This window comes from Mesorhizobium sp. CNPSo 4688 (assembly GCF_057784295.1).
The window spans coordinates 371,671-390,955 of the sequence record NZ_JBWLUY010000001.1 but is presented as its reverse complement, the minus strand read 5'-3'; the positions used below and the strand labels follow the sequence as shown (position 1 = coordinate 390,955).

16 protein-coding genes are annotated in these 19,285 nt (G+C 63.8%); 12 read left to right on the top strand and 4 right to left on the bottom strand.

The window, feature by feature from the left end; translation table 11 throughout:
- Nucleotides 1-538: 538 nt before the first annotated feature.
- The 8 genes from AC04SH_RS01995 (at nt 539) to gltX (ending at nt 9,576) form a co-directional block, all read left to right on the top strand.
- Nucleotides 539-2,077 carry an ABC transporter substrate-binding protein gene (locus tag AC04SH_RS01995; protein WP_488573740.1) on the top strand — a complete coding sequence of 513 codons (1,539 nt, stop codon included), beginning with the start codon at nt 539-541 and terminating at the stop codon, nt 2,075-2,077.
- Nucleotides 2,078-2,191: 114 nt separating this feature from the next.
- Complete coding sequence (locus AC04SH_RS01990) at nt 2,192-3,133, top strand: ABC transporter permease (protein ID WP_488573739.1); 942 nt, start codon at nt 2,192-2,194, stop codon at nt 3,131-3,133.
- A complete protein-coding gene (locus tag AC04SH_RS01985; RefSeq protein WP_488573738.1) occupies nt 3,133-3,996 on the top strand; it encodes an ABC transporter permease in 864 nt (287 codons plus the stop codon). The genes AC04SH_RS01990 and AC04SH_RS01985 overlap by 1 nt, the downstream gene beginning before the upstream one ends.
- Nucleotides 3,996-5,222 carry an amidohydrolase/deacetylase family metallohydrolase gene (locus AC04SH_RS01980; protein WP_488573737.1) on the top strand — a complete coding sequence of 409 codons (1,227 nt, stop codon included), beginning with the start codon at nt 3,996-3,998 and terminating at the stop codon, nt 5,220-5,222. Before AC04SH_RS01985 ends, AC04SH_RS01980 begins: the two co-directional genes overlap by 1 nt.
- A gap of 13 nt (nt 5,223-5,235) precedes the next feature.
- Complete coding sequence (locus tag AC04SH_RS01975) at nt 5,236-6,255, top strand: ABC transporter ATP-binding protein (protein ID WP_488573736.1); 1,020 nt, start codon at nt 5,236-5,238, stop codon at nt 6,253-6,255.
- The gene (locus AC04SH_RS01970; RefSeq protein ID WP_488573735.1) at nt 6,252-7,211 is read left to right on the top strand and encodes an ABC transporter ATP-binding protein; all 960 of its coding nucleotides are present in this window, start codon (nt 6,252-6,254) and stop codon (nt 7,209-7,211) included. Before AC04SH_RS01975 ends, AC04SH_RS01970 begins: the two co-directional genes overlap by 4 nt.
- 63 nt (nt 7,212-7,274) lie before the next feature.
- Entirely contained in the window at nt 7,275-8,096 is an 822-nt protein-coding gene (locus AC04SH_RS01965; protein WP_488573734.1) for an IclR family transcriptional regulator, read from the top strand.
- A 106-nt stretch (nt 8,097-8,202) separates the two neighbouring features.
- Nucleotides 8,203-9,576 carry a glutamate--tRNA ligase gene (gene gltX, locus AC04SH_RS01960; RefSeq protein WP_488573733.1) on the top strand — a complete coding sequence of 458 codons (1,374 nt, stop codon included), beginning with the start codon at nt 8,203-8,205 and terminating at the stop codon, nt 9,574-9,576.
- On the opposite strand, the gene AC04SH_RS01955 is transcribed toward gltX, so the two are convergent.
- Nucleotides 9,494-10,696, bottom strand: coding sequence for a DUF2865 domain-containing protein (locus AC04SH_RS01955; protein ID WP_488573732.1), 1,203 nt, complete (start codon nt 10,694-10,696; stop codon nt 9,494-9,496). The two genes, gltX and AC04SH_RS01955, sit on opposite strands and share 83 nt — an antisense overlap.
- A gap of 210 nt (nt 10,697-10,906) precedes the next feature.
- Between AC04SH_RS01955 and AC04SH_RS01950 the strand changes: the two genes are divergently transcribed.
- Nucleotides 10,907-11,524 carry a DUF1287 domain-containing protein gene (locus tag AC04SH_RS01950; RefSeq protein WP_488573731.1) on the top strand — a complete coding sequence of 206 codons (618 nt, stop codon included), beginning with the start codon at nt 10,907-10,909 and terminating at the stop codon, nt 11,522-11,524.
- 5 nt (nt 11,525-11,529) lie between these two features.
- Here the strand turns inward: AC04SH_RS01950 and AC04SH_RS01945 are convergent, their stop codons facing one another.
- Nucleotides 11,530-13,854: an NADP-dependent malic enzyme gene (locus AC04SH_RS01945; protein ID WP_477232707.1), complete on the bottom strand. Its 2,325-nt coding sequence runs from the start codon at nt 13,852-13,854 to the stop codon at nt 11,530-11,532.
- Between the two features lie 176 nt (nt 13,855-14,030).
- Nucleotides 14,031-14,810 (bottom strand): SDR family oxidoreductase, encoded by a 780-nt coding sequence (locus AC04SH_RS01940; RefSeq protein WP_477349254.1) that lies wholly within the window; start codon nt 14,808-14,810, stop codon nt 14,031-14,033.
- A 119-nt stretch (nt 14,811-14,929) separates the two neighbouring features.
- On the opposite strand from AC04SH_RS01940, the gene AC04SH_RS01935 reads away from it, so the two are divergent.
- Both AC04SH_RS01935 and AC04SH_RS01930 read left to right on the top strand, forming a co-directional pair.
- Nucleotides 14,930-15,745: a UDP-2,3-diacylglucosamine diphosphatase gene (locus AC04SH_RS01935; RefSeq protein WP_376740440.1), complete on the top strand. Its 816-nt coding sequence runs from the start codon at nt 14,930-14,932 to the stop codon at nt 15,743-15,745.
- 103 nt (nt 15,746-15,848) lie between these two features.
- On the top strand, nt 15,849-17,063 hold the full coding sequence (locus AC04SH_RS01930; protein ID WP_203279326.1) for an MFS transporter: 1,215 nt from the start codon (nt 15,849-15,851) through the stop codon (nt 17,061-17,063).
- On the opposite strand, the gene dgcA is transcribed toward AC04SH_RS01930, so the two are convergent.
- The gene (dgcA, locus tag AC04SH_RS01925; protein ID WP_488573730.1) at nt 17,034-18,017 is read right to left on the bottom strand and encodes an N-acetyl-D-Glu racemase DgcA; all 984 of its coding nucleotides are present in this window, start codon (nt 18,015-18,017) and stop codon (nt 17,034-17,036) included. The genes AC04SH_RS01930 and dgcA overlap by 30 nt on opposite strands.
- Nucleotides 18,018-18,094: 77 nt before the next feature.
- Between dgcA and AC04SH_RS01920 the strand changes: the two genes are divergently transcribed.
- Nucleotides 18,095-19,282: an MlaE family ABC transporter permease gene (locus AC04SH_RS01920; protein ID WP_477232704.1), complete on the top strand. Its 1,188-nt coding sequence runs from the start codon at nt 18,095-18,097 to the stop codon at nt 19,280-19,282.
- The last annotated feature ends 3 nt before the right edge of the window (nt 19,283-19,285 follow it).

Below are 19,285 nucleotides of genomic sequence, written 5' to 3'. Positions count from 1 at the left end.
ACACTAAATATAGTGTTAACAGATGATTTTTTCCAGTCCGACAATTCTCCCTTTCGCCACCCAAGTCCCCACGATCCCAACGCTTCCGCCAGCCTCGTAAACAGGCGGAAATCTGGGCAAAAACGCACAAAATCCGGGAAAAAAGACCGGGCTCTGAACTCTCCGGTCGCGCCCTCAACAAGAGCACATGGCACATAAAAGGCGACTCGGTTTGCGTCGTCAAGGATTCGTTTGCGTAGCTTTTGTGACCCCAACATCTTGTGTGTCACATATGTGGATAACGGGGACAGAAAACCGTCTGCGCCGAATTCGCTTGGCGCCGATTCCGAAGCCGGCTTTCGCCCGGCTTGCGGGCCGGACAGGCCAATTTCGCGCTCGTGCGCCGACCCGATGAGGCATCGCCGGACCGTTGGCGCGGCTGCGCAACCGATTCCGGATCTTTTTGAAAAAAACTTGACGCCGCGGCAGACGGATGCACTTACTAGTCCGTAACTAAGATATAAGTTCCATAAATATGGAATATACGAAGGGAACCCATATGAAGCGCTTTCTGCATATTGCTGCTTCGCTCGCCGCGCTGTTGCTCACGGCGACCGGCATCGCCTCGGCCGAGCCCGCCAAGGGCGGTGTCATCGATGTGGCAACCATCGGTGAGCCGCCGACGCTCGACCCGATGGCCTCGACCGCCGACCTCGTCGGCATCGTCACCCAGCATATCTACGAAACGCTCTACACCTTCGATAAGGACTGGGGCATCACGCCGCTATTGGCCGCCGACATGCCTGAGATTTCACCCGATGGCCTCGTCTACACCATCAAGCTTCGGACCGGCGTGAAGTTCCATGACGGCAGCGATATGAACTCGGCCGATGTGGTCGCCTCGCTGCAGCGCTGGATGAAGATCGCCACCCGCGGCAAGCAGGCCGCCGAGGTCATCGCTTCGGTCGATGCCGTCGACGATGCGACGGTCAAGATCAGCCTGAAGAAGCCGTTCGCCCCGCTGCTGGCGCTGCTGTCGCTCAACAACGCTGCCGCCATCATCATCCCGTCGGAAAATGCCGGGCAGGACCCGCTGACCTCCTTTGTCGGCACCGGCCCCTATATGCTGAAGGAGCGCAAGCCCGACCAGTTCATCCAGCTCGCCCGCTTCGACGGCTACAAATCGCGCGACGGCGAGCCCAACGGCTATGGCGGCGCGCGCAAGCAGTATCTCGACGAGATCCGCTTCGTCCCGGTTCCCGACGCCAACACCCGCGTCGAAGGCGCGGTCGCCGGCCAGTTCGCCTATGTCGATTCCATTCCTGTCGAATCCTTCGACAAGATTTCCAGCGGCAAGACCGCGCCCGTCATCCTGAAGCCGTTCGGCTGGCCGGTGTTCGTGCTCAACACCAAGCAGGGGCTGAACAGCGACATCCGTATCCGCAAGGCGATCCAGGCAGCGCTCGCCCCCAACGACATGCTGCTCGCCGCCTTCGGCTCCAAGGATTTCTTTGCCGCCAACGCAGCACTCTATCCCGAAGGCTATGCCTGGCACACCGACGCCGGCATCGAACCTTACAAGCCAGATGGCGACACCGAGGCGGCAGCCGCCTTGTTGAAAGAGGCCGGCTATGACGGCAAGCCGTTGCGCATCCTCACCAGCCGCCAGTATGAGTTCCACTACAAGATGGCGCAGGTTGCCGCCGAATATCTCAAGGCCGCCGGCTTCCAGGTGCAGCTCGACGTTGTCGAATGGGCGACGCTGACCAAGAACCGCACCGATCCGGCGCTCTGGGATGTCTACATCACCCACAGCCCGTTCCTGCCCGAGCCGTCGCTGACCGGCATCATGTCGGATTCCTCGCCGGGCTGGTGGGTGTCGGACCGCAAGCACCAGGTGCTGAACGCCTTCAACGCCGAGGCCGATCCGGCCAAGCGCGTCACATTGTTCGCAGACGTGCAGAAGGCGGTCTTCGACGAAGTGCCGGCGGTCAAGATCGGCGACTTCAACGCGCTTGCCGCCCAAGCGCCGACACTCAAGGGCGTGACGCCGGCGCCGTGGCCTTACTTCTGGAACGCCTATCTCGAGGGCAAATGAATCCTCCCGCCTGTCCCGCCGCGTAGGGACAGGCACTTTTGGGCGCCGGCCGGTGTTGGCCGGCGCCCGGCAATACCATCCGAATGGATTGCTGAAGGGACAGGCTGAACGCCAATGCTGCGCTCGATCCTCAACAGGCTTCTCGGCATGATCGTCGTCATGGCGCTGGTGGCCACCATCGTCTTCGTCATCGTGCGGGTGACACCGGGCGATCCGGCCGCTGTCATGCTCGGCCCGGATGCGTCCGCCGCCGACATCGCCGCGCTGCGTTCCAGGCTCGGCCTCGACGGCTCGATCCCCGAACAGTTCGCGCGCTATCTCTTTGGCGTTGTCCAGGGCGATTTCGGCCAGTCGATCTTCCTCAACCAACCTGTCACCACGGCGCTTGCCCAGCGCGCCGAGCCGACCTTCTTCCTCACCATCTTCTCGCTGCTGATCGCGACGCTGATCGCGCTGCCGGTGGGCATATTGGCCGCCTACAAGCGCGGTTCGATCTTCGACCAGGCGACGACCACCGTCGCCATGTTCGCCGCCAGCGTGCCGAGTTTCTGGCTCGGCCTGCTGTTCATCCAGTTCTTCGCCGTCAAACTCGGTTGGTTCGACACGTCGGGCTATGGCGGGCCGGGCGCGTCCTTTGCCGACCGGCTGAGCCATCTCGTGCTGCCGGCGCTGGCGCTTGGCCTGGTCAGCTCGGCGCTGATCACCCGCTTCACCCGCGCCTCTATGCTCGACGTGCTCAACGACGACTATGTCCGCACCGCACGCTCCAAGGGCATGAGCGAATGGCGCGTTGTGCTGAAGCACGCCTTCAAGAATGCGCTGATCCCGATCCTCACCGTCATCGGACTGACAGCGGCCTTGCTGATCTCCGGCGCGGTGGTGACCGAAACCGTGTTCGGGCTGCCCGGCGTCGGCAGCCTCGTCGTGTCCGCGGTGTTGCGGCGCGATTATCCCGTCATCCAGGGCGCGCTGCTGGTCATTGCCGGGCTCTATGTGCTGGTTAATTTCGCCATCGACATGCTGTACCTCGCCGTCGATCCGAGGGTTCGCTACTGATGGCCGCGATCTCCGCCCCGATCCATTCCGAACCCAACATCTTGTCCAGGCTGCTCGGACGGCCGACTTCGGCTGCCGGCATTGCCGTGCTGGTGATCATTGTGCTGGCGGCGATCCTGGCGCCTTTGATCGCGCCCTTCGCGCCGTCAAAACTGTCTATCGCCAGCCGACTGCACGGGCCGAGCCTCGATCATCTGTTCGGCACCGACGATCTTGGCCGCGACGTCTTCACCCGCATGCTTTACGCCGCGCGCACCTCGCTCAGCGTCGGCTTCGCCGTGGTCATTTTCTCCTCGATCATCGGCACCATCCTCGGGCTGACATCGGGCTATTTCAAACGCCTCGACGCGCCGGTCTCGCGGCTGATCGATGCCATGATGGCGTTCCCGGATATCCTGCTTGCCATCGCGCTGGTGGCCGCCCTTGGCGCAACAGCAGTCAACGTCGTCATCGCGCTCGGCATCGTCTATGCGCCCAGGCTCGCCCGCGTCGTGCGGGCCTCGACGCTGGTCATCCGCGAACTGCCCTATGTCGAGGCGGCGCGTGCGCTGGGCGTGCCGACACCGGTCATCCTGGTCCGCCACGTGCTGCGCAACGTGACGTCGCCGCTTTTGGTGCAAGGCACCTTCATCTTCGCAAATGCCATCCTGGCGGAGGCCGGCCTGTCCTTTCTCGGTGTCGGCATTTCACCCGACATTCCGACCTGGGGCACGATGATCGCCACCGGCCGCCAATATATGGATCAGGCGCCCTGGGTGATGATGTTTCCCGGTGCCGCGATCGTCATCACGGTGCTGTCGCTGCAGCTTGTCGGTGACGGCCTGCGCGACCTCCTCGACCCCCGTCTGGCAAAGGATATCTGATGTTCGGCAATCGTTTCCCCAGAGCGGATCGGCCGCTGCTGATCAAGGGCGCCAGACCGGTCGAGTTCGGCGCCGGTTTCGACCAGCCGCTCGACGTGCTGGTCGACGAGCAGGGCCGCATCGCCGAAACCGCATCGGCGATTGCCGCAGGCGATGGCGTCAATGTCGTCGATGCCAAGGGCGCGTTCCTGTCGCCGGGCTGGACCGATCTGCACGTCCATGTCTGGTATGGCGGCACCGACATTTCGTTGCGCCCCGAGCAATGCGGTGCGGCGCGCGGCGTCACCACCATGGTCGATGCCGGCTCGGCCGGCGAGGCCAATTTCCACGGTTTTCGCGAGTTCATCGTCGAGCCAGCCAAGGAGAATGTCTACGCCTTCCTCAACATCGGCTCGATCGGCCTCGTCGCCTGCAACCGTGTCAGCGAGTTGATCGACATGCGCTCGATCGATTTCGACCGTACCATTGCCACGGTCGAGGCCAATCGCGATGTCATCGTCGGGCTGAAGGTGCGCGCCAGCCATGTCATATCAGGCGGCTGGGACCTGACGCCGGTGCGGCTGGCGAAAAAACTCAGCCGTATCCTCAAACTGCCCATCATGGTTCATGTCGGCGAACCGCCGCCGCTCTATGACGATGTGCTCGGGCTTCTGACCGAAGGCGACATCGTCACCCATTGCTTCAACGGCAAGGCTGGTGGCTCGATCATCGAGGATGAAGACCTCTACCAGCTGGCCGAACAGGCGGCGGCGCGTGGCATCGTGCTCGATGTCGGCCATGGCGGCGCCTCCTTCTCCTTCGATGTCGCCAAGGCAGCACTCGAGCGCGGCCTGGCGCCGGCGACGATCTCGACCGATCTCCACAACCGCTCGATCGACACATCGGTCTGGGACATGGCCACCACCATGTCCAAATTGCTCTCGCTCGGCATGAAATTCGAGGATGTGGTGGCGGCGTCGACCACGGCGCCGCGCCACGCCATCCGCCTGCCGACGGAAAAGCTGCTGGAGAAAGGCAAACCGGCCGAATTCACCGTCTTCGATGTCGTCGATGCCGATCTGACCGTGCGCGATTCACAAGGTGCGCTGAGCACATTGCACCGGCTGTTCGAGCCGCGTCACGCCATCCTTGGTGCGCAGGCCATTGCCGCGCATCGTCACGTTCCCATGCCCAGGGAAGGCGAGGGCGGTGTCCATGCTTGTCCGCATTGCGGGTGGAAGTTTTGACCAGGCGGAAATCATGACCGAGCCCCTCGCCAGCGATGTCATCCTGTCGGTTCGCGATTTGCGGACCTGGTTCGTGACACGCCGTCTGACGGCCAAGGCGGTGGACGGCGTGACCTTCGATCTGAAGCGCGGCAAGACGCTCGCCGTGGTTGGTGAATCCGGCTCGGGAAAATCCGTCACCAGCCTCTCCATCATGGGGCTTTTGTCGCGCCCCGGCGCCATTGCCGGCGGCAGCATCCTGTTTCGCGACCGACAGGAGCGCGTCCACGATCTCGCCGGCTTCAGCCAAAAGCAGTTCCGCAAAATGCGCGGCTCCGAGATCGCGATGATTTTTCAGGAGCCGATGACCAGCCTCAACCCGCTGTTCACCGTCGGCGACCAGATCGGCGAGATGATCGCGCTGCATGAGCCGGTCGACCGTCGCGAGGCGCGCAGGCGCGCTCTCGCCATGCTGAAGCATGTTGAAATCCCGGACGCCGAATCCCGCCTCGACGACTATCCGCACCAGATGTCGGGCGGCATGCGCCAGCGCGTCATGATCGCCATGGCGCTGTCGTGCAGCCCCTCGCTGCTGATCGCCGACGAACCGACCACCGCGCTCGACGTCACCATCCAGGCGCAGATCCTCGATCTATTGCGCCGGCTGCAGGCCGAGATGGGCATGTCGATCCTGTTCATCACCCACAATCTCGGCGTCGTCGCCGAAATCGCCCATGATGTCGTCGTCATGTATGGCGGCCGCGTCGTCGAGCAGGCGCCCGTCAACGATCTCTTCGCGCATCAGCGTCACCCCTACACCAGAGGCTTGCTCGCCTGCACGCCGAATGCCGCGCGCGACATCGATGCCGCTGGCGAGCGCCGTGCGCTGTATTCGATCAGGGGCAGTGTGCCGCCGATTACCAATCTGCCGCCGGGCTGCGCCTTCGAACCGCGCTGCGACTTCGCCATCGCGCCCTGTAGGGCTGCGCCGCCCGCCCTTGTGCCGGCCGGCCCGCATGGCGCGTCGCGCTGCATCAGGAGTGCCGAGCTATGAGCGCGACGCTGCTCAGCGTGCAGGGCCTGACCAAGCATTTTCCGGCCCGCAACGGCCGTATCGTTCACGCCGTCGAGGATGTCTCCTTCGATGTCCAGCGCGGCGCGACCGTCGGTCTGGTCGGCGAATCCGGCTCCGGTAAGACCACCGCCGGCCGCGCCTTGCTGCGGCTGGTCGAACCGACCGGCGGCAAGGCGCTGTTCGATGGCGTCGATCTGTTTTCGCTGTCGACGCGCGAGATGCGCGCTTACCGGCAAAAACTGCAGATCGTCTTCCAGGACCCGTTCTCCAGCCTCAATCCGCGCATGCGGGTCGCTGCCGTCATCGGCGAAGCACTCGACGCGCGCGGTTTTCCGCGCGGCAAGCGTCGCGCGGAGCGCCTCGCCGAATTGTTGACGCTGGTCGGCCTGTCGCCGGATCACGCCAGTCGCTATCCCCATGAATTCTCCGGCGGCCAGCGTCAGCGTATCGGCATTGCCCGCGCGCTCGCGGTCGAGCCGCAATTCATCGTCGCCGACGAGCCGGTGTCGGCGCTGGATGTCTCCGTGCAGGCGCAGGTGCTCAATCTGTTCAGCGATCTACAGAAGAAGCTTGGGCTGACGCTGCTGTTCATCGCGCACGATTTGTCGGTGGTCGAATATCTCTGCGACGAAGTGGTGGTGATGTATCTCGGCCGCGTCATGGAGCGGGGGCCGAGCCGGCTGGTCTATGCCGCGCCGCGCCACCCCTACACCAAAGCACTTCTGGCGACGGCGCCGGTTCCGGATCCGACACGCCGCCGGACACATATTCCCTTGCAGGGCGATATACCAAGCCCGATCGCGCCGCCTTCCGGCTGCGTCTTCCGCACCCGCTGTCCGGAAGCGATTGCCGCCTGCGCTGAAATCGTTCCGCCCGTCGAGCCGATCGGCGGTGGACACCACGTGGCCTGCATCCGCCACAATGAAAAGCGTTAAATCAGGTTGACCGCCACCATGCTGCTGCCCTTTACATCATCGCGATCAACCTCTTGAGGTCTCATGACAGCCAACGCACCTGATCAAGAGCTGAGCCGCGAGAAAGTCGCCCCCGAACCGCGGAGGTCGCGCACCAGCGGCATCGACCGCGCGTTGCAGATACTGGACAGCTTGCAGCGCCAGGGCCGGCCGGCGACCGCCTACGAGATCGCGCGCGATATCGGCGCACCGCTTTCGACCGTCTACGTCATTGTCGACGACATGGTCGAGAAGGACCTTTTGGACCGCAAGGACAGCGGCCAGCTCTGGCTTGGGCCGCGGCTCTACCAGTATGGGCTGACCTATGCCCGCACGCTTGACCTGCTCAATGTGGCGACGCAGGAAATGCACGAACTCGCCCAAGGATCGAAGGAAACCGTCCAGGTTTGCGGCCGTGACGGCGACTATATGGTCGTGCTGGCCATGGAAGAGGGCAAGGACCATTTCCAGGTGACGTCGCGCGTCGGCACGCGCACGCCGCTCAACTGGACAGCGTCGGGGCGGCTGCTCGTCGGCCATCTGCCGGAGGCCGACCGCCTCGCCATCTTTGCCCGCTCGGCCACCGCTTCGCCGACAGGACGCGCCGAGACGGACAGGAATGTGCTGGCCAAGGCATCGGAAGCGGCACTGGCGCAGGGACTGGCGATCCAGGCCGGCGAATCGGATTTTTCGGTCGCCTGCATCGCCGCACCCATCCGCGACAGCCAGGGCGCCTGCCGGGCGACGATCTCGATCGTCGTGCCCGACCTGAAGCTCAGGCAGAAAGACCCCGATCTGACCGCTCTGGTCAGGCAAAGCGCCAGCCGCATCGAGACACGGCTCGGCTGGCGTCGCGGCGAGGGGTAAGTGCCGGCGTTACAAGCCTTTTCATTTTAGCTGGCGTGCATTATGTCTTGCGCGTCGCGCGGGGGCGCGTCTTGTCAATTCTAAGAGCATCCGTTACGCCCCGCCCATGACAGTTACCGTCCGTTTTGCCCCCTCACCAACCGGCCGCATTCATATCGGCAATGCCCGCACCGCCTTGTTCAACTGGCTGTTTGCCATGAACAACAAGGGTCGTTTCATCCAGCGCTTCGACGACACCGACATTGCCCGCTCGAAGCAGGAATTTTCAGACGCCATCCTCTACGACCTGCACTGGCTGGGGATTTTTCCCGATGCCACCGAATACCAGTCGCGGCGCTTCGAAGCTTACGACGCGGCGGTGGAGCGGCTGCAGGCGACCGGCGTGCTCTATCCCTGCTACGAAACCCCTGAGGAGCTCGACCTGCGCCGCAAGGTGCGCCGCACGCGCGGCTTGCCACCGGTCTATGGCCGCGAGGCGCTGACGCTGTCGCAGCAGCAGATCGCCGAGTACCGGTCGGATGGCCGCCGGCCGCACTGGCGCTTCCTGCTGCCCAACTTCACCAGCGATCCGTTGCAGCCGGAGCGCACCGAAGTACACTGGAACGATCTCGTGCGCGGCGAGGAAACGGTCGACCTCGCCTCGCTGTCCGATCCGGTGCTGCGCCGCGAGGACGGCACCTATCTCTACACGCTGCCTTCGGTGGTCGACGACATCGAGATGGGGGTCAGCCACGTCATCCGCGGCGACGACCACGTCACCAACACCGGTGTGCAGATCGCGCTGTTCAAGGCGCTGGGTGCAGAGCCGCCTGTGTTCGGCCACCACAATCTGTTGACCACGGCTTCGGGCGAGGGGCTGTCAAAGCGCACCGGCGCTCTGTCGATCGAGAGCCTGCGCGAGGACGGCATCGAGCCGATGGCGGTCGCGTCGCTCGCCGTGCTCGTCGGCACCTCGGAAAATGTCGCCGCCATGCATGACATGCCGGCACTGGCCGAGCGCTTCGACCCCGCAGCCACCTCGAAATCGGCTGCAAAATTCGACCCGGACGAACTGTTCGTGCTCAACCGCGCGCTCATGCATCATATGCCGTTTTCCGAAGCGCAGGACCGGCTGATGGTGCTCGGCATCTCCGGCGACAAGGCAGAGCCCTTCTGGCTGGCGGTGCGCGGCAATATCGACCGGCTGAGCGATGCGGTCGGTTGGTGGCGTATCCTTGCCGACGGACCGCAGCCGGCGCCGGAATTTTCCGACGAGGATCGCGACTTCCTGCAGCAGGCCTTCGACCTGTTGCCGGAAGAGCCATGGACCGGCACTGTCTGGAAGGACTGGACGGCCAGGATCAGGGACGCAAGTGGCCGCAAGGGCAAGGCGCTGTTCATGCCGCTGAGGCTGGCGCTTACCGGACTTGCTTCCGGGCCGGAGCTTGCAGATCTATTGCCGCTGCTGGGTCGGGAAGGAACGCTGGCCCGACGACCCTGACCTTGCGCTGGTCCGGCGGGATCAGCGATACCGGCGACACCACGGGCTTGACGGCAAGGCGCTTGATGGCGTCGCGGTCGAGCCCGCCTTGCATGTTGGCCAGTGTCTCCGGATCGGCGCCCGGATCGGGCTTTGCCGCCGGCAGCGGAATGAACGGCGTCGTCTCAACATCAGGCTGAGATTGCTCGGGCGGTGGCGGGTTGCCGCCGATGATCTCGAAATTTCCGGCCTGCGCATTGCAGCCGCAGGCCGGCGGTCGCGACATGTTGGGCTGTTTGTAGAGATAGGCCGTCGGCAATTCGCTGTAGGGCCTGCCGGTTACCGACGAGGTCATGTTGGCCGAATCGTCATCCATGCCGCTTGAATAGAACACCTGCATCTCGGTGCCGGGGCAGCTCGATTCGCAGTTCTTCTGGTCGCGCTCGAAATCGCCGAGCGAGGCCGAATTCGACATCGGGAAGAAATAGCCGTCGCAGGTGCGCACGCAACTCGTATGGAACTCGCCGCCGACCGCCGGGAAATCCGGAACGCCGGGCTGGTTGAGCACGCGGCGCACATTGCGCTCCTCGCCGGGATCGTCGGGATCGTCGAGCGTGTCGACCTGCCTGTTGCCGCCGAAAAGCTGGTCGAACAGGTTGCCGTCGTCCGGTTCGCGGCTGGCTTCCTGCACCGGTTCCTGCCGGCGCGGCGCAACCGGCTCGTCGCGACAGCCATTGGCGTCGAGCGCGGCCAGGATGCGGCCGCGGTCGCGCCGCGAGCCGCCGCCGGCAAGCTGGGCACGTTTGGCTTGCAGCGCGTCGAGATTGGCGTTCATGCGATCGATGCTGCTGTTCAGCGCAGCACATTGGCTGACGTTGCGCGAAAACAGCGAAAACCCGCAATTCGCATCGCTCGCACGACCGCGCACCTTTGATAGCTGTTCGAGCTGGCGGGCGATGGCGTTGTCGTATTTCCGCACCATGCCGGAATTGCCGCCGCCATTGGATGAAGAAGCAAGCTCGGCTTCCAACTGCCGGCAGACCCGCGAAGCGGCTTGCGGCTCAGTGGTGGCGACGGCCGAAAGCACAAGCGCGCCAAGCAGCGCAGCTAGGTGCATCAGCTTCCGCCGTCCGCCTGTCATTGTCCGAACCCCGCTTGCCTGCCCTGTCGCGATGCTACCGGATTCGCGGTTAACCGTTCCCTCAATCTACAACCAAAGATGGTCTTAGCCCATAGACGAGGTGCACAAGGCGTTGGGAGAAGGCGGTAACTGCGCGACGTCAACACTGCATGAAAAAGGCGCAATCGCCCTGGAATTATCCCTCGATCCAGCAATGCCCGGGGACCTGGCATGACCGCGATTAGCCGTCGGACCGCACTGCAGTTCGGTCTGTTGTGCCTGGCGGCGCCGGCCCTCGCGCAGGAGGCATTGGCCGCGCCGGACTGGCGCAGCAGATTGGTCGAAGCCGCGCGCGAGCAGATCGGCGTCACCACCTTCTACGATCCGACCTATGTCCGTCTCGACTATCCCGGCGGCGATGTCGCGCCGGATCGGGGCGTGTGTACGGATGTCATCGTGCGCGCCTATCGCCGCGCCTTTCGGCTCGATCTGCAGAAGCTGGTGCATGAGGATATGGCAGCCAATTTCGCCGCCTATCCGAAGATTTGGGGCCTGAAAGCGACCGACCGCAACATCGATCACCGCCGGGTCGGCAACCTAGCCACCTTTTTCGCGCGCAAGGGCGTTTCCTTGCCCGCCAGTGAACACCTTGCCGACTTTCAACCGGGCGATCTCGTCACCCAGATGCTGCCAGGCAACCTGCCGCACATCGTCATCGTCTCATCCGACCGTTCGGCGGACGTGCCGGAAAGGCCGCTGGTCATCCACAATATCGGGGCGGGCGCCCGGCAGGAGGACACGCTGTTCGCCTTCCGGCAGACCGGGCATTACCGCTTTGCGCCTGCCTAAGGGGCTCAGCCGAAATCAACTACCGCCTGCGCCTTGTGCGCCGCCTCCACCACCGCCAGCGCCGTCATGTTGACGACGCCGCGCGAGGTCACCGACGGCGTCAGAATATGCGCCGGCTTGTCGGTGCCGAGCAGGATCGGTCCGACGTGCAGCGCATCCATCATCGTTCGCAGCGCGCTGAGCGTGATGTTGGCGGAGTCGAGGTTGGGGAACACCAGCAGATTGGCTTCGCCCTTCAGCCGCGAATGCGGATAGACGCGCTGGCGCAGATGCTCCGACAGAGCGGTATCGGCATGCATTTCGCCGTCGCACTGCAGGTCGGGCGCAACGCGCGCCAGGATCGCCGCCGCCTGGCGCATTTTCAGGGCGCTGGGTGAATCGCGCGAGCCGAAATCCGAATGCGACAAAAGGGCTGCCTTCGGTTCGATGCCGAAGCGCTGGATTTCCTCCGCCGCCAGAATGGTCATTTCGGCGATCTCTTCGGCTGTCGGATCGACCGAGACATGGGTGTCGGTGAGGAAGATGATGCCGCGCTGCGAGATCAGCATCGACAGCGTCGACAGGTCGCGGTCCTTGACGCCGGGGCGAGCGCCTATGACCAGCGTCACATTGCGCAGATGCCGCTCGAAACGGCCTTCGAGGCCGCAGACCATGGCGTCGGCGTCGCCGCGCTTCAGCGCAAGCGCCGCGATCACCGTATTGTCGGTGCGCACCATGGTGCGCGCCGCCTCCGTCGTCACGCCGCGCCGGCCAGCGAGCTCGATCAAAAGGTCGACATAGTGGCGGTAGCGCGGATCGTCTTCCGGGTTGATCAGACCGAAATCGACGCCCGGCTTGATGCGCAGGCCGTAGCGCTTCAGCCTGACCTCGATGACATGCGGGCGGCCGATCAGGATCGGTTCGGCGATGCCTTCCTCCAGCACCACCTGGGCTGCACGCAGCACGCGCTCGTCCTCGCCATCGGCATAGATGACGCGCTTGGCGGTCGACGCCTTGGCTGACGAAAACACCGGCTTCATCACCAGGCCAGAGCGGAAGACGAAGCGGTTGAGCTGGTCGATATAGGCGGCGAAGTCGGTGATCGGCCGGGTCGCGACACCGGTGTCGCAGGCAGCCTTTGCCACCGCCGGTGCGATGCGCAGGATAAGGCGCGGGTCGAAGGGCGAGGGGATCAGGAAATCCGGCCCGAAAATCGGCGTCTCGCCGGAATAGGCGCGCGCGGCGACGTCAGACGGTTCCTCGCGGGCAAGGGCGGCGATCGCTCTGACCGCGGCCATCTTCATCTCCTCGTTGATGGCGCTGGCGCCGCAATCCAGCGCGCCGCGGAAGATGTAAGGAAAGCAGAGCACGTTGTTGACTTGATTGGGAAAATCGGAACGGCCGGTGCAGATCATCGCGTCCGGTCGTGCCGCCCGCGCCGCCTCCGGCATGATCTCGGGATTGGGGTTGGCCAGCGCCAGGATCAGCGGCTTCGGCGCCATATGTGCAAGCAGTTCCGGCTTCAGCACGCCGGCGGCCGACAGGCCAAGGAAGACGTCAGCGCCCGGGATCACGTCCGCCAGCGTGCGCGCCTCGGTATCCTTCACATAGGGGTCTTTCCAGCGGTCCATCTCGTCAGTGCGGCCCTTATAGGCGACGCCGAAACGGTCGGTGACCCAGATGTTTTCGACCTTGGCGCCGAGCGAGACCAGAAGGTTGAGGCAGGCGAGGGCGGCGGCACCCGCGCCGGAGGTGACGATCTTGATGTCCGAAATGGTCTTGCCGGCGAACTCCAGCCCGTTGAGCACAGCGGCGGCGACAATGATGGCGGTGCCATGCTGGTCGTCGTGGAACACCGGTATGCCCATGCGGGCCTTCAGTTGCGCCTCGACCTCGAAACATTCGGGCGCCTTGATGTCCTCGAGATTGATGCCGCCGAAGGTCGGCTCAAGCGCCGAGATCGTCTCGACCATGCGCTCGATGCCGGGCGCGTCGATCTCGATGTCGAAGACGTCGATGCCGGCAAACTTCTTGAACAGCACCGCCTTGCCTTCCATGACCGGCTTGGAGGCGAGCGGGCCGATATTGCCGAGGCCGAGCACGGCCGAGCCGTTGGAGACGACGCCGACCAGATTGGCGCGCGCCGTATAGTCGGCGGCGGTCGCCGGATTGTCGCGGATTTCAAGGCAGGGTGCGGCGACACCCGGTGAATAGGCCAGCGCCAGGTCGCGCTGGTTGCCGAGCGGCTTGGTTGCCTGGATTTCGAGCTTTCCCGGTCTTGGATGCTTGTGGAAGTAGAGGGCGGCTTCGTCGAGGTCTGAACGTGCCGTTTTCTTGTTCTCGCCTTCCATGCGGCCGCTCCCTCAAAACCTGCTTTGACGAGTCTTTTAGCATGCGGCCAAGGTTTGTCGCGACGCTAAATGACGCGTCGTCAGCATTCTGCTGCGGTGCATTGAAAGTCCCGTTGCATCAGATGCTTATGCCGATTTCATCGCGAACGACTCCTGCTGCTTCGCAGGCGCGTTGGTCAAAAGGCGCTGACGTAGAGGCCGCCATCGACCGGGATGTTCTGGCCGGTGAGATAGCCGGCATGGACCGAGCACAGGAAGGCGCAGATCTGGCCGAATTCCTCGGGCGTGCCAAGCCGTTTGGCCGGGACGTCGGCGCTGATGCGGGTCTTGCGCGCCGCGGCAGCAGTCGGGTCTTCAGTCGTGCCGGCCTCATGCGGGCCGCGCAGCCGGTCGGTGTCTAGCTTGCCCGGCAGCAGGCTGTTGATGGTGACATTGCGGTCGATCACCGTGCGCGCCACGCCGGCCAGGAACGAGGTCAGGCCGGCGCGCGCGCCGGACGAAAGGTCGAGGCCGGGGATCGGCACGTAGACCGACAGCGAGGTGATGTTGACGATGCGGCCGAAGCCGCGCTTGGCCATGCCGTCGATGACGGCCTGCACCAGCTCGATCGGCGTCACCATGTTCTGCGTCACGCCTTCGAGGATCTTTGCGCGGTCGAGCTCGCGGAAATCGCGCAGCGGCGGACCGCCATTGTTGTTGACCAGAATGTCCGGGTCGGGGCAGGCTGCCAGCAGCGCCTTCTGCACCTCGGGTTTCGAGACGTCGCCGACGATCTCGGTCACTTTGACGCCGTAGCGTTCGCGCAGTTCGGCGGCGGTTTTGGCCACCAGTTCGGCGTTGCGGCCGTTGACCACGAGATCGCAACCGGCTTCGGCCAGCGCCATGGCGCAGCCACGGCCGAGCCCCTTGCTCGAAGCGCAGACAATGGCCTTCTTGCCCCTGATACCGAGATCCATGCCGATTTCTCCGTTGATTGGCGCGGCAGGCTAGTACTTTGGCTGGCCCAATCGCAACCGTCATACGGTTGTTGCATGAATCGGGGCATAGCCTGCGCGAAAGCAACGGTGACAATCTGATGTCCAGCACAGAAACCCGCACTTTCCGCAGCATGTTCATATCCGACCTGCATCTCGGATCGAAGGCGGCCAAGGCCGAGTTCCTGATTGATTTCCTGCGGTATCACGACGCCGATATCATCTATCTCGTCGGCGACATCGTCGACGGCTGGCGGCTGCGGCGCAGCTGGCATTGGCCGCAAAGCCACAATGACGTCGTCCAGAAGCTGCTGCGCAAGGCGCGCAAGGGCACCTCAATCACTTACATCGCCGGCAATCACGACGAGTTCGCGCGCCAATTCCAGGGCGTGCATTTCGGCGGCATCGTCGTTGCCGACCGCGCTATCCACGAAACCGCCGACGGCCGGCGTCTGCTGGTCATCCATGGCGACCAGTTCGACACCGTCGTCCACAATCAGCGCTGGCTGGCCTATCTCGGCGACTACGCCTATGACGCCGCCATGATGGTGAACCGCGTGGTGACGAAGCTCCGCCATTTGCTCGGCCTTCCCTACTGGTCGTTCTCGTCCTGGGCCAAGGTCAAGGTCAAGAAAGCGGTCAACTTCATCGGCTCGTTCCAGACCGTGCTCTCGGAGGAGGCGCGCCGCTCGCATGTCGACGGTGTCATCTGCGGCCATATCCACCATGCCGCGATCGAGAATTACGGGGATGTGCAGTACATCAACACCGGCGACTGGGTGGAGAGCTGCACGGCTGTGGTCGAGCATTTCGACGGCCGGATGGAGATCATCAACTGGGCGAAAATCCTACCCGAAGCGCCGGACGAGCCCTTCATCCCGATGCTGATCGACGACAGGGTCGTCGAAGCGGCGTGAACCCCGGTTAATCGGTTAGTCCAGGCAGTTTCGGACCGCATTGCCTCATGTTAAGGGATCGATCTGCGTTGCAGCCCTTTGTGCAGCGTAATTGGATCGATTCATGTCGCTGCCGCCGCTGTCTCCCGAACAACTCGTCAAGCCACGCCATTTCGAACTGCGCATGAGCCTGATATTCGCGACACTCTTCGTGTCGCTGGGAACGCATCTGCCGTATTTCCCGCTCTGGCTGCAGGCCCAGGGTTTTCATGCCGAGCAGATCGCCATCATCCTGGCGGCGCCGATGTTTTTGCGCGTGGTGACAACGCCGCTGCTCACCGCGCTTGCCGACCGCGCGAAGGACAGGGCCGATGTCTATATCGCGCTGGTGGCCGCGACCATGGTGCTTTCCGCCGGCTATTTCCTTAAGCCGACCTACGCCATGGTGCTGGCCGTTTCGCTTGCGCTGACGGTGGTGTGGACGCCGCATTCGCCAATTGCCGATTCATTGGCGCTGTCGGGCGTGCGCCGCTTCGGCTCCAACTACACCGCCATGCGCAAATGGGGCTCGATCTCCTATCTCTGCGCCAATGCCGCGGGCGGTTTCATCCTGTACTGGACAAGTGTGCAGGCCGTGCCAGTGATCATTTTCGTCTCGCTTGCGGCCGCACTCGTCGCCGGGCTGCTGGCGCCCCGCCTTGGCCGCCCACGCCGGGCCTCGCCGCTGTCCGCCACCGACATCCAGCATTCGGCGCCCAGCCTTCTCAATCCGTACTTCCTCTATTTCACCCTCGGTGTCGGCATCATCACCGCCAGCCATGCCTTCCTCTACGGCTTTGTCTCCATCTACTGGAAGTCTATCGGCATCAGCGGCTCCGTCATCGGCTTGCTGTGGGCCTGGGGCGTCGTAGCCGAAGTCTGCATGTTTTTGTTTTTCAATCGTATTTTCGCCTCCGTATCGGTCGTCAAGGTGATGCTGATCGCCGGCATCGGCTCCATCGTGCGCTGGATCGCCTTTCCGCTGATCTGGCCGCTCGGGCTTGGCGTTATCGGCTTCTTCGGCGTCCAGACCTTGCATTCGGTGTCGGTGGCGATGGTGCTGATCGGCCTGCAGAAGATGATCGGCGAGACGGTTTCGGAAGAGCGCACGGGTGCTGCGCAAGGCATTGCCTATTTCTTCAACGGCTTCTTCATGGCCGCGGTGACGCTGGCATCCGGCCCGCTCTACGAGCGTTACGGCGTCGACGGCTTCCTGGCGATGATCCCGATCGCCATCATCGGCCTGGCGCTGATCGGGCTCGCCGCGCGCTCAGCCCCACAGCATCCTGTCAGGCGGTGAGACCAGCGATCCACGGTAGACGAGACCGGGTTGGCGGTCGCGGGCCAAAAGCAGCGGACCGTCGAGATCGACGAAGTCGGCGTCCTGCGCCAAGAGCACGGCCGGCGCCATCGCCAGTGACGTGCCGACCATGCAGCCGACCATCACACCAAACCCGAGTTCGCGGGCGCGGTCGCGAAGAGTGAGCGCAGCAGTCAGGCCGCCGGATTTGTCGAGCTTGATGTTGACGGCGTCATAGAGGCCGACAAGCGATTCGAGGTCCTTCGCTTCGTGCACGCTTTCATCGGCGCAGATCGGCACAGGATGCGCGATGTGGCGCAGGATGGCGTCATGGTCGGCGGCAAGCGGCTGTTCGATCAGGGCGATGCCGTGTTCGGCCGCGAAAGCGAGGTTCTCGACGATGTTGTCGTCGGTCCAGCCTTCATTGGCGTCGAGGATGATGCGGCTGTCTGGCGCCGCTTCGGTCACGGCGCGGATGCGCGCGATATCGTTGTCGCCGCCGATCTTGACCTTGAGCAGCGGCCGCCCGGCATTGGCGCGGGCTTGCGCGGCCATCACCTCCGGCTCGCCCAGCGACAGCGTGTAGGCCGTCTCGAGCGGGCTGGGCGCCACCAGACAGATATCGGCGGCAACCGGCTGGCCGCCGATCTTGGCCTCCAGGTCCCACAAAGCGCAATCAATGGCGTTGCGGGCCGCACCCGCCGGCATCGCATCGAGCAGCCCGATGCGGCCGATGCCGGCTTCTATCTGCCGGCGCATCGCCTCGATCGCGTCGCGCACCCCCTCCATGGTCTCGCCATAGCGTTTGTAGGGAACGCATTCGCCCCGCCCGCGATCATCGCCATCCCTGATAGTGCAGGTGATGACTTCGGCCTCGGTCTTCGATCCGCGTGAGATGGTGAAGGTGCCGGCGATGGGAAAACGCTCGGCCTCAACCGAAATGACACGCGCCATATTTTTCTGCTCCGGCTATGCAACATCAGCCTGTCGGCAAATCGACAGGTTCGACCCGTCAGGCTAAACAGGACGCCATGTTGACCATCGGCAAACGCGACGCAAGCGGCAAGGCCGCCAAGGAGGCCGACCACCAGCCCCGGGTCGCGGTCGGCGAGGAGGGCGGCGTCCTCGGTTGCGCTTTCTCCGGAATTTGGACGACATCGACAGTGGCGCTGATCGACGCCGAGATGCGCAAGATCGAACAGCGCAAAGGCTTTCAGACGCTGGCGTTGGACCTTTCTCACATCGAGAAGATAGATACGGCCGGAGCTTGGCTGATCGACCGCCTGGTGAGCGTCTTCGAGAAGAAGGGCGTCGAGATCAAGATGCAGGGGCAAAGCGATGTCGCCTCGATCCTGCTCGGCGCCGTCGGCGAAGCCGTCCGGCGCGAGCACGAATCGCGTGGTGTCCGGCGCCCCAACATCATTCTCCGCGCGCTGGAGGCAGTTGGCCGCCGGGTCTATGAGATGCGGGACGATTTCCTCGCCTCGATGAACATCCTGGGCGCCACCATCGGCGGTGCGCAGATGAAGCTCGGGCGCGGCCATGCCATCAACCCGGCGGCGATCTTCAACCAGATCGATCGCATGGGCGTCGGCGCCATACCGGTGGTGGTGCTGATGTCGGCCATCGTCGGCGCCATCGTCGCCCAGCAGGGCGCCTACCAGCTCAACTATTTCGGCGCCAACATCTTCGTTGTCGACCTGGTCGGCGTGCTGATCCTGCGCGAGCTCGGCGTGCTGATGACGGCAATCATGATCGCCGGCCGCTCCGGCAGCGCCATCACCGCCGAGATCGGCTCGATGAAGATGCGCGAAGAGGTCGACGCGCTGAAGGTCATCGGTCTCAACCCGATCGGCGTGCTGGTGTTTCCGCGCCTGGTGGCGCTGGTGATCGCGCTGCCCTGTCTCACCATCATCGCCAATTTCGCAGCGCTTGGCGGCGGCATCCTCGCGGCGTGGCTCTATTCCGGCATTGTGCCGTCCGCGTTCATCGACCGCCTGCGCGGCGCGATCGATATCAGCACCATATTCGCCGGCCTGATCAAGGCGCCGTTCATGGCCATGATCATCGGCATCATCGCTTCCGTCGAAGGCATGAAGGTCGGCGGCAGCGCCGAATCGCTGGGCCTGCACGTCACCGCCTCGGTGGTGAAGTCGATCTTCGTCGTCATCATCCTCGACGGCCTTTTCGCCATCTTCTACGCCTCGATCGAGTTCTGACAT